Genomic DNA, 11,541 nt, shown 5'->3' with positions numbered 1-11,541 from the left:
AATGGCAAATACAATTCAAATTGATGTTGTTAGCGCAGAAGAATCCATACTCTCAGAAGAGGCTGAATTTGTTGTAGCTCCAGCAAAAATGGGCGAAGTAGGAATATACCCAAATCATGCTTCGATGATTACATTATTGAAAGCAGGATCGGTTCGCATAAAAAAGGTTAACAAATCAGATGAAGATTTGATTTTTATTTCAGGTGGAATCTTAGAAGTTCAACCAGGCAAGATTACTATCTTATCTGATACTGCTATTCGTGGAAAAGACTTAGATGAAACAAAAGCCAAGGCAGCAAAGAAAGCAGCTGAGGAATCATTAAGTAAAAAAGGTAGTGATATTGATTTTGCTCTAGCTGAAGCAGAATTAGCAGAAGCAGTTGCTCAAATTCAAGCCATTGCTAAGCTTAGAAAAAAATAATAATTAAATTGTAAAATTAAAAAAGCAGCTATAGGCTGTTTTTTTTGTTTATACTCTTTAAAAAAGGAAAACAAATGACACTAAGTGTAGTTATTTTAGCTGCTGGAAAAGGTACTAGAATGTTTTCCGAGAAACCAAAAGTATTGCATGAATTATCAAATCAACCTTTATTGCAATATGTCATCAAGGCAGCCAAAAATTTAAAACCAGTTAACATAAATGTAGTAGTAGGTTATAAATCTAAATTAATTGAGCAAGAATTTTCAAAAGAAGATATCAATTGGGTTGTCCAAAAAGAACAACTTGGTACAGGTGATGCCGTTAAATATACCACGTCATTTTTGGAAGGCTCACAAACTTTAATTCTTTATGGAGATGTACCATTAATAAATATCAATGATTTAACTAAATTAATACAAGTATCTGAAAATTGCTTGGGCATCCTCACATTTGATAAAAGAAATCCCAAAGGATACGGGAGAATTAAAAGGACAGGTGGTTTGGTTGAAGGAATCATAGAGGAGAAAGATTGCTCAATAACAGAAAAAAAAATAACAGAAATAAATACAGGGATTATGTGTATTGACAGTAGTAAGTTAAATAATTGGTTATCTCAAATCACCAATAATAATTCTCAAAAAGAATATTATTTAACTGATATAGTAGCTTTAGCAAAAAAAGATAATACTAAAATTGTGACTCATGAAGCGAAAAATGAAAGTACAATTTTAGGCATAAACTCTAAAGCTGAATTAATTGCTATGGAAAAAAAAATGAAGCAAAAAAAGAATGAGAAGTTGCTTGAGCAAGGGGTAACTATAATCGATCCCTCGCGAACTGAAATAAGAGGATCGCTGGTTTGTGGGTCGGATGTTGAAATTGATGTGGGTTGTATATTTGAAGGTGAAGTAAAGCTTGGAAATAATGTAAAAGTAGGTGCTTATTCCCACGTTAAAGACAGTAATATTTTAGATAACTCTAATATAAAACCTTATTCGCATATTGATACATCAGAAATTGGTATGAATAATAATGTAGGTCCTTACGCAAGATTAAGGCCTGGTGCTAAGACGAAGAATAATGTAAATATTGGGAATTTTGTCGAAATAAAAAATTCAATAGTAGGGTCAGGGAGTAAAGTAAATCATTTAAGCTATGTCGGTGATAGTGAAGTAGGTGAAAATGTAAATATTGGTGCGGGTTGTATTACATGTAATTATGATGGTGTAAATAAGCACAAAACTATCATCGAAGATGATGTTTTTATTGGTTCAAATTCACAATTGGTTGCACCACTTACAATAAGTGCGGGTTCAACGATAGGAGCTGGTTCAACAATTACTAAAGATACTCCAGCAAATCAGTTATCTCTCGCAAGATCAAAACAAACAAGCATCCCAAGCTGGGAAAGGCCAAAGAAGAAATAAATATGTGTGGAATTGTCGCAGGCATATCAAATAAAAATGTCTTACCAAAACTTATTGAAGGCTTAGAGCATCTTGAATACAGAGGTTATGATTCAGCTGGCGTTGCAATCTTAAATGGATCAATTAGAAGAGTTCGATCTACCGGAAGAGTCAATTCTATTAAAACTAAAGTTAAAAATACAAAATTAGAAGGTTTAATTGGAATTGGACACACAAGGTGGGCAACGCATGGAGGAGTTACTGAAGAGAATGCTCATCCGCATATTTCAAACAATAAAATTGCTTTAGTTCATAACGGCATTATTGAAAATCATGAAGAACAATGTGCTCGATTGAAGAAACTAGGATATAAGTTTGAGTCTGAAACAGATACAGAAGTAATTGCGCACTTAATTGATCATTATCATAAGAAAAATAATTTACTTAAGTCAACGCAACTTGCCACAAAAGATTTAACAGGTGCATACGCCATTGCAGTAATTTCTATTGAAAATAAAGATGAAATAATATGTGCTCGCCTAGGCTGCCCATTGATAATTGGTCAAGGAAAATATGAGCATTTTGCTGCATCTGATATAAGTGCATTAATTGCTATTACAAGAAAAGTAATTTATTTAGAGGATGGAGATTTTGCAAAATTAACCAAAAATAATATAGAAATCTTTGACTCTAATTTAAAAAAAGCTAAAAGAAAAGTTAATGATAGCAAGGTTAAAACATCGTCTATGGATTTAGGCCCTCATGATCATTTCATGCAAAAAGAAATTTATGAACAACCCAGAGCAATTGGGGATACAATCGAAGCAGTTATAGATAACAATAAATTTGATAGTGAGTTATTTGGTAAAAATGCAAAAAATGTATTCAAAGATGTAAATAGCATTCTTATTCTTGCTGCAGGAACAAGTTATTACGCTGGGCTTACTGCAAAGTATTGGCTAGAAGATGTTGCAAAAATTCAAACTTCTGTAGAAATTTCAAGTGAATATCGATATCGAAATACAGTCCCAAATAAAAATCAATTAGTTATAAGCATCTCACAGTCAGGAGAAACCTTAGATACAATTGAAGCGTTAAAACATGCTAAGAAAATGGGGCATAAAAAAACATTAGCGATATGTAATGTTCAAGAAAGTGCTATAGCGAGAGCATCAAAGATAACTTTTTATACACGAGCAGGTATTGAAATTGGTGTTGCTTCGACCAAAGCTTTTACTACACAACTCGTATCCTTATTTATTTTAACGATTACCTTAGCTAAAAATAAAAAACTTATTACTAGAAAAATAGAAACAAAATATCTAAATGAGTTAAGAGGGCTTGTTGGTGGTATTCAAACAGCCTTAAATTTAGAGCCACAGATTAAACAATGGACAAAATATTTCTCAAATAAAGAGAATGCGCTATTTTTAGGTCGTGGCATTCATTATCCAATCGCTTTAGAAGGATCTTTAAAATTAAAAGAAATATCATATATCCATGCAGAAGCTTATCCTGCAGGTGAGTTAAAACATGGCCCATTAGCATTAGTAGATAAAAATATGCCTGTTGTTGTTATAGCCCCTAATGATGCCTTGTTAGAAAAAGTAAAATCTAATATGCAAGAAGTAAAAGCAAGGGGAGGTATATTATTTGTTTTTGCTGATTCTGATAGCCATTTCGTAGAGACAAAAGGAATTAAAGTTATAAGAGCTCCAAGACATTCTGGAATTCTATCTCCTATTATCCACACTATTCCAGTTCAATTGCTTGCTTATCATGTTGCTTTAAGAAAAGGAACGGATGTGGATAAACCAAGAAACCTAGCAAAATCAGTAACAGTTGAATAAGCTTTCTAGAAGCTTAAACGTTGTAAAAACTAACCTTCGGCTTTTTGATTTTTTTCATACTCCTTAAGCTTTTCTAGGTATTCTTCTTCAGAAAGGTCATGCCAACCAAGACATTTACCATTTGGGCTTCTTCCACATCCACAATCCATAATTACCATCCTAAGTATATAAAGTTTTATAATAAATAATAAAAATAAAAAATTATTAAATGAGAATTATTCTCAATAATTATAAATATGTTTTTTTAGTATTGAAGAATGATTTTAAATAAAATATTTGTGTACAAAAGATATTCTAATATATTCATCCAATAAAAAGTAATAGCTTAGAAAATTTAATTTTAAATATTTTAATTATTCAGTACATTTAAATAAATTAAATATCCAAAAGATAAACAAATGAAATTAAGAAACATGAGCCATTCCGGTACAAAGTAAATTTCGCCTAATATCCCAAGTATAGCCATTAATAATGAAACAGTTATAATGAGTAACAAAATTGTTCTATTGCTATAGCGATAATGACTTTTAAGCTGATGGTGGATGTGGGTACGGTCTGGTAGGAAGGGAGATTTACGATTCTTAATACGCATAAATACTGTTGCTATGCTATCGACTAATGGAACTGAATAAAGCCATAGTGCTGTCACGGGTCTAATTAGGGGCTCTTGACCTTGAGAACAAATAATTAATGTCCACACAATTCCTATTCCAATAAATAATGTACCGCTATCCCCCATAAAAACCTTATTTTGTGATGATAAATTAAAAAATAAGAAAGGTATTAAAATAAACAAATACAACAAAGATAGATTAATAATATCGGGGACCTTTCCAATATAGGCTATTAAAAGTATTGATGAAAAAACTATTAGCGCCAATCCAGAAGCAAGTCCATCTATACCGTCCATTACGTTAAATGCATTAGTACCGCCTACTATTGCAAGAGTGGTTACAAGTAATGAAGCGCTCCCTAAGGTTACATTATCATCGGTGAATAGATTACCAAATGATTTTAATTCTATTCCTAAAATTGACACTACAAATACTGCAACTAAAACTTGAAGAAATAATTTAGGAAAAAAATTAACCTCATGCCTGTCGTCGATTGCACCAATAGACAGCATAATGAATGAAATCAATGATAGAGAGATAATTTGAATATATCCATTTGCTAGGAATATTGCACCAAATAGAAAGCCCACAAACATTGCAATTCCTCCAATTAGCGGTATATTTCCCTCATGTTGCTTTCGATGATTTGGAAGGTCAATTAGATTCAATTTTTCGGAAAAGTTAGATAATATTTTTATTGATATAGCTACAGAAATAAATATTAAAAAAATTTTTATAATAAATTCATACATTTTATGATTTGATTAGCTCTTGGTAAATTTTTGTGTATTTGTTACCCATTAATCTTCCTTTAAAAAATTTATTATATCTTTTGAAAGCAGCTTGACCCATTTTTTTTGCCAATCTCTTATTATTTTTTAATAGTAACATTGATTCTCTCAATGAACCTTTATCTCTTGCTGGAACAACTAAACCTGTCTCTCCATTAATATTTATGTGACTAGTTCCTGTGTTTAATTCCGTTGAGATAAGGGGTTTTTTATACATTGCACCTTCAAGCAAAATAACCCCAAAGGCTTCAGATCTTAAATATGATGGCAATACTATTGCATGACAAAGTTTTATAAGGGAAACTTTGTCAGTTTCACTTACTCTCCCTAAAAATAAAATATTTTTTAGTTTTAGATCTTTTGCTAAAATTTTTAATCGCTTCAATTCTGGCCCAGAACCTGCGATAACACATTTAAGCTTTGTATCTTTTAAAGCATTTAATAAAAATTTTAAACCTTTATATTCTCTCAGAGTACCTATAAATAGGAAAAAATCTTGGCCAATAAGATCTTTAAAATTTGTTAATTCATGCTTTGTGGGTATAGGATAGTTTTCCTTACTTATGCCAATTTCAATTGTTGTTACTTTTTCTTTATATTGTTGAAGGACTTTACTTGATGTAACATAATTAACTGAAGTTGCTACAATGACGTCAGCTTGATTAAGAAAAATCTTCATTAGAGGTTTGTATAGTAGCAATAATCTTTTTTGACGAACAATATCTGAATGATATGTTACAACTATTTTTGCATTGCAGTTATTCACCAAGTGTAATAGGTCCATAAACGGCCATGGAAAATGATAGTTAACAACTTGTGCCCAATCAACCAAATTCTTAAATTGCTTTAATGCTGAAATAGACATTCCACAGGATGCAATCTTGGCTGTTAATGGCGCGCGATAAATCTTTACGCCGTCTATTTCAATAATGGTGGGTATAGGTTTTTTACTTAAGGCAAATACCCTTGTCTCAACACCAAATTTCTTGGTATTTAAAGCTATTTGCCTAATTACTTCTTCGATTCCTCCTCTAGTATCAGGATAATAAGTTTGAGTGACATGTAGTACTCGCATTAAGAATTACTACCTTTCCGTTTTGATTGTACCTCTGTAAATGTTCTTAAAGTCTCCTCTGCGGCTTTATCCCAACAAAAGTATTTTGATTGTTTAAGTCCTGCCCTTGATAGTAAGGACTTTAACTTTGAATCAGTTAGTACTTTTTCAATGCTTTCTCTAATTGAGTCTACGCTATATGGATCAGCTAATAATGCAGCATCCCCAACAATTTCAGGCATGGAGGATATGTTAGATGTAACGATAGGAACTCCAACACTCATGGCTTCAACTAATGGCAATCCAAACCCCTCATACAAAGATGGCATAACTAATAAAGAGGCTTTTCTATAAGTAACATCTAACTCCTTTTCAGACACGTACCCTAGGAGTTTCACATATTTTTCAATGTCCAACCGTTTTATAATACTTTCAATATTATCTTTACCCCAACCTTTCCCCCCCACAATAATTAAGGAGTATTTGTCTTTAATATTACAAGAGAGTAAAGAGTAGGCCTCTAGCAAACGTGGAAGGTTTTTTCTAGGCTCTAATGTACCAACAAATAATAAATATTTTTCATCTACGTTGTCATTACTGATAAGTTGGTCCCACGTTAAAGATCCAGCTTCGTAAATAACACTTGTTTTTGTCTTGGCTTCAGGTACTTCAGCTATCAAATCCTTTGCAGTCCACTTAGATACTGCAATAACCCAATCAGCAGCTTTTATAGCCTCTGGCATTAATTTTGCATCAAGTTTTTGACTTAAAGGGCGCATGGTTTCAGGAGCATATTTCCATACTAAATCATGAATAGTAACAACACCACTAATTGAGCTAGAAAGAAATCTGGGCAAACGGTGCGCGGGTGACCAAAAAAGATCAACTTTATCTTTTTTGGCCATGAGAGGTAATATGCTTTGTGCCCAAAGCATCCTAGGAATTCTTGCCCATTGGGGTAAATTCCAAGTACACACTGTAACATTATTTTTATTCCATTCTCCATGTTTTAATGGGCGATGAGAATAAAGTATCCAATCATGTGACTTGTCCAATACCATCAATTTTAATAAGCTTAATGTATATCGACCAATCCCACTTATTGGTTCAGAAAGTGATCTTGCATCAACCCCTATTCTCATTTCCTTCTCCGATCCAGTCACGCCATAATATCAATCCTAGCCCTACAAATAAAACTCCTTCTGAAAAAATGGTTGCCCATGCAGCACCTATTGCCCCAAAATCTGGAATTAACCATAAATTCAAAAAAATGTTTAAAAGTGCGACTAAAACAACAATCTTCGCATAACTTCTCTCTTTATTAATAGCGATGGTACCCTGAGTCAAAATATAATTGGGAAGTATAAATATCATAGCAAACAATAGTAATGGTAACAGCGTACCTGCTAAATGATACTGCTCACCAAACACAATCAGCATTAAATCTGCACCAAAGAATACTCCTATTAATGAAATAATTACTGCAGTAAGAACCATCAATAAAACTAACCAACCCAATAGCCTAAAAAATTCATTAGCACGCTGTTTTAGCCGTAATGATCTGAATGCTATTTGAGCCACCGGTGTTGCCAATAGAATTACTCCCTCAAGAACACGGTAAGCTGCAGAGTATTGTCCTACATCGCCCTCTATATGTCCAAAATACTCTAGCATCACGATATCGCTGCGAAAATAAAATATGGTTGCAATATCAATGGTTAGAAATACCATACTAGCTCTGAATAGTTTCCCTTTGAAATTAAAACTTGGCCATCTAATATATCCCTTTACTATAGGCCAAATAAGAGCCAATACTAAGGCCAAACTCCAGCCAACAAATAGCTTAGCTATAGAGCTATCTTCATAAAAAAAAAATGCAGATAAAATAGCGCAAGCAGTTAAACTTCGAACTGCAGTTTGCCATATGGCATCAGACTTAAACTCTCCCATGCCTTTCAGAAGACTAGAAATAAAATTACAAAGAACCACTAGCCCCATACAACAAAAAGAAGCCAATATTGCCAACCAATGTTGCGGTTGCAACAAAATAACCACCAAAGCTCCAAGAGTAGTGATAGATAAGACATGGACAATACCAGATGTCAGCAATGACTTGGCAGAGCGGTCGATGCTCTCACGAAAAATGAGTGTTTTGTATCCACCATCCTGAATGATCAAAAAGATACCAGCCAAGCTCAATATAAAACTATAAGTACCAAAATCATCTACCCCTAGCTCTCTTGCTAGAATAACTGATACCAAAAAACCTAATACCGCAACGTAAATTGTTGAAACCCACTGATAACTCAGATTTTTCTTCCAAGAATGAGCTGCAGAATTTATATTCATTTATCTACATTACTTTTTTTATTAATCTGATTTACGATTTCTATCCCCACACCAACAAATAGCATGTAATAGCCAATGAGTGCTAATTGATCAGCAATAGTTTCAAGTCCAAATATAATCATTACTGCGACTGCAGCTAAAACAACAATTAAGCCTGAGAAATATTTTAAGCTTGCCCTTCTATACAATTTTTTAATAAGCTCGGGCCAACGTGACTTAATGCTTGGCTTGTAATATTCTACAAACGCTCGCCAGGTCAATACTGATGCTAAACCCCCGAAAGTGAACCAATAATTATCTTTGGGTATTCCAGAAAATAGCAAGAAACCGGCCGTATAAAGTGAAAGGGTTACTATAGACCACCACCAAAAGGCAATTTTCCAACTAACTATAATATTGGGTTGTCTTAAAACCCTCGGCAACAAATTCCATAATGTCAGAAGCTTGGCCCTTAAGACCCAAAATGATTTAATCAACCACAAGGCACCAATAATTATTAATAAATAAATTAATAATTTAAGAAAAGAATATTTACTCACATTATCTTGAACAAAATCTTTTTTAAATAGCTGCTCTTTTTGATCAAGGACTATTTTATCAACCTCGAGCCAAGGATGATCAAGATTAACTTTAAATCCCGTGTCAGAAACATATCTAGTAGAATCTAGATCAAAATACAAATTACCTTTAATTTTATTAAATTTTATTTCATCAGGAAGTAATTTATTACCATCCAAAGTTAATACAGACTGATTAACTAGTAAATTTTTCACAGTAAGCATATAACTCGTAAAACTTTCAACATTTAAAAAAAATTTATTTTTATTTGAATTACTCCATATATTATTTTTACCTGGCAAAGTTGCTTTCCATTTTATTTGATCTACCCATGACGGTAGCTTTAACAATTTCTTCCCAGAAGAAGAATCAAAACAGAGTTTTTTATGTATCTTTTTCCCACTTCCCACAGCAGTCAATTCTAGCCAGCACATATTAACAATAGCCCATGGCACCTCATAATTAAGATCTAAAATTTTTTCTTTAGCTTTAGCTTTAGCTTTTTTCTCTAAAAGAGTGGTAAAAAAAATGTCACCATCTAAAATTTTACTATCATAATTAAAATATATCCCTCCCCCTTTAGCCTTGTCGATAGTAAAATTTGACGGCATGCTTTCTATTTCTAGAATAATTGAATCTTTTTTTATGTTTGATAAATCTTGACTTGGTAATACGTTATCTAACATCTCGTCAAAAGTTAAATTATCGATATTAAAAAGAGTTATATTTGTGATGGGAGATTTACTGATATTTTGTATATTTATGTCTTCTATTTTTGTGTTTTTTGATTCTATTAAAGAAGTATCAAAGTGGACTCGAATTTTTATATAATCAACTTTTACATGGCTACTATTAAAATTATTGAATTGCATTGACTCATTAAGGTTTGAAAACCAGTAATTTCCTAAATTTTCACCAAGTGAAGAATATGCCGTTGCTTGTATTTTTAGGATTTTTTTTTGGCCTTCTTTTCCACCAATGTATAAATATGATCCGTTAATAACAATATTTCCAACATCCAATTTTATGTCAGCCCATTGACCTTGTGGGTCAATACTAGTTGTTCTTATTCCTTTGGGATTATTTATATCTCTTTGGATAACCGGCCATACACTTTTTTTATAAGTAGCGGTTTTGTTTTCTAATTTTATGCCAAGGTCACTTAAAATATTCGTTCCCTCGAGGATGATGCTAGGAGTTTGTTCTTCCTTGGTGGAAATTAAGCGAACTTTTGAGACCTTAATCTCACTGAACTTATCATTGAGTTTAGGTTTTATAATTAATTTAATTGAAACCACCTGAGTATTCCAATTAATCTGCTTTTTAAAATTAGAGAGATTAAATTTAATCCTCTTTTCTTTGAAACCCAATTTTTCAATTTGAAATGTGGAAAGAATTGCCTCAGTCACCTCTTTCTTTTTAAGTTTTTTTTCTTGTTCAGCAACTTTAGAAAAGTGCAAAGAACGCAGCGGATTATTCGACAATCGTTCTTCTACAGTACCGTTAAAAAATAATATTATCTCTTTTAAAATTAGTTTTTTGTGTATGCTTTGAAGATGACTTAAAAATAAACTGATTTTTACATTATTGTCTGAAGTTAAAAGATAATTCTTATTTAGCGAGTCGAACCCAACAATTAATTCATCGCCATCTTCATTTTCTAGTCTTAGATTCAACCATTGCAAATCAGTAGTTTGATCTAAAATTAAATCAATAGATCCATTATGAGGAAGTATTTTATTGAATCTTTTTTGAAATACCGCATTATTTTCTTCTTGTGTGTAGCGCCAATTGTTATCCAGATTACTATTAAATATACGGTTAATGATGTAAAGATTGTCCTTTTGTTGCCAATTGTCTTTTGAAAAGTCTTCTTTATCAACCTCAATAATATTAGTTAACTTTTGCTGAGTAATATCAGGGGCAATTTCATAATTTTTCACCTCCAAAGCACTATCTGATTCAACAGATAGTATGACATCAATATTGGGAGGGTTAGAACCATCAATATTTTTATAATCAATCCATAGTTCATCATAGTCTGATATTGATGTGCTCTGAAGAGAAAGAGCGGTGTCTTGAGAGCTTTGTAAATCTGGTAATAAATTAACTTCTTTTACATTATTTTGTTCCATGTTATTTTGTTCAGAAACAAAGAATTCTTTCTGACCGCTGCTACTGTGAAAATTCTCATTTACCTTAAATTGCAAGTCATATAATAGTATTTTTTGCTTTATTGTTCTAAAGGATACGCCAGCATTTAATCGATAATTGTTATAGTCCTGTAATCTCTGATTAGTATTGACCTTGCTGATATTTTTCATGAACTGCTTAGAGACTTTATCTTCATCAATAACTTTAGACACGATTATATTTTGTGGTTTATCGGGTCTTGATTCAGCAAATGCAATGCTATTAAAAACTACAATAAACTGAAGAGACAAAAATATGTATAGAATATTTTTCATAGGTCAATTTTATTAATTATTTGATAATAA

Annotated in this window: 8 protein-coding genes; 3 read left to right on the top strand and 5 right to left on the bottom strand. The window is 32.3% G+C overall.

Annotation, left to right across the window (positions count from 1 at the left end; genetic code table 11):
- The first annotated feature begins 1 nt into the window (after window position 1).
- The 3 genes from K6112_04600 to glmS all read left to right on the top strand — a co-directional run bounded on the left by K6112_04600 (window position 2) and on the right by glmS (window position 3,677).
- The gene (locus K6112_04600) at window positions 2–421 is read left to right on the top strand and encodes a F0F1 ATP synthase subunit epsilon (GenBank protein QZP17309.1); all 420 of its coding nucleotides are present in this window, start codon (window positions 2–4) and stop codon (window positions 419–421) included.
- Window positions 422–495: 74 nt separating this feature from the next.
- Window positions 496–1,848, top strand: a complete 1,353-nt coding sequence (glmU, locus tag K6112_04595) for a bifunctional UDP-N-acetylglucosamine diphosphorylase/glucosamine-1-phosphate N-acetyltransferase GlmU (protein QZP17308.1) — start codon at window positions 496–498, stop codon at window positions 1,846–1,848.
- Between the two features lie 2 nt (window positions 1,849–1,850).
- Window positions 1,851–3,677, top strand: coding sequence for a glutamine--fructose-6-phosphate transaminase (isomerizing) (glmS, locus tag K6112_04590; protein QZP17307.1), 1,827 nt, complete (start codon window positions 1,851–1,853; stop codon window positions 3,675–3,677).
- A 349-nt stretch (window positions 3,678–4,026) separates the two neighbouring features.
- On the opposite strand, the gene K6112_04585 is transcribed toward glmS, so the two are convergent.
- The 5 genes from K6112_04585 to K6112_04565 form a co-directional block, all read right to left on the bottom strand.
- Window positions 4,027–4,959 carry a hypothetical protein gene (locus tag K6112_04585; GenBank protein ID QZP17306.1) on the bottom strand — a complete coding sequence of 311 codons (933 nt, stop codon included), beginning with the start codon at window positions 4,957–4,959 and terminating at the stop codon, window positions 4,027–4,029.
- 85 nt (window positions 4,960–5,044) lie between these two features.
- A complete protein-coding gene (locus tag K6112_04580; GenBank protein QZP17305.1) occupies window positions 5,045–6,157 on the bottom strand; it encodes a glycosyltransferase in 1,113 nt (370 codons plus the stop codon).
- The gene (locus tag K6112_04575; protein QZP17304.1) at window positions 6,157–7,278 is read right to left on the bottom strand and encodes a glycosyltransferase family 4 protein; all 1,122 of its coding nucleotides are present in this window, start codon (window positions 7,276–7,278) and stop codon (window positions 6,157–6,159) included. The genes K6112_04580 and K6112_04575 overlap by 1 nt, the downstream gene beginning before the upstream one ends.
- Window positions 7,262–8,485 carry a flippase gene (locus K6112_04570; protein QZP17303.1) on the bottom strand — a complete coding sequence of 408 codons (1,224 nt, stop codon included), beginning with the start codon at window positions 8,483–8,485 and terminating at the stop codon, window positions 7,262–7,264. The genes K6112_04575 and K6112_04570 overlap by 17 nt, the downstream gene beginning before the upstream one ends.
- A complete protein-coding gene (locus K6112_04565) occupies window positions 8,482–11,511 on the bottom strand; it encodes a hypothetical protein (protein QZP17302.1) in 3,030 nt (1,009 codons plus the stop codon). The genes K6112_04570 and K6112_04565 overlap by 4 nt, the downstream gene beginning before the upstream one ends.
- Between the last annotated feature and the right edge of the window lie 30 nt (window positions 11,512–11,541).

Source organism: Methylophilales bacterium, assembly GCA_019823025.1.
Classification (GTDB): Bacteria; Pseudomonadota; Gammaproteobacteria; order Burkholderiales; family Methylophilaceae; genus BACL14.
The sequence above is the reverse complement of the archived record's forward strand: the minus strand, read 5'-3'. Positions and strand labels throughout refer to the sequence as shown.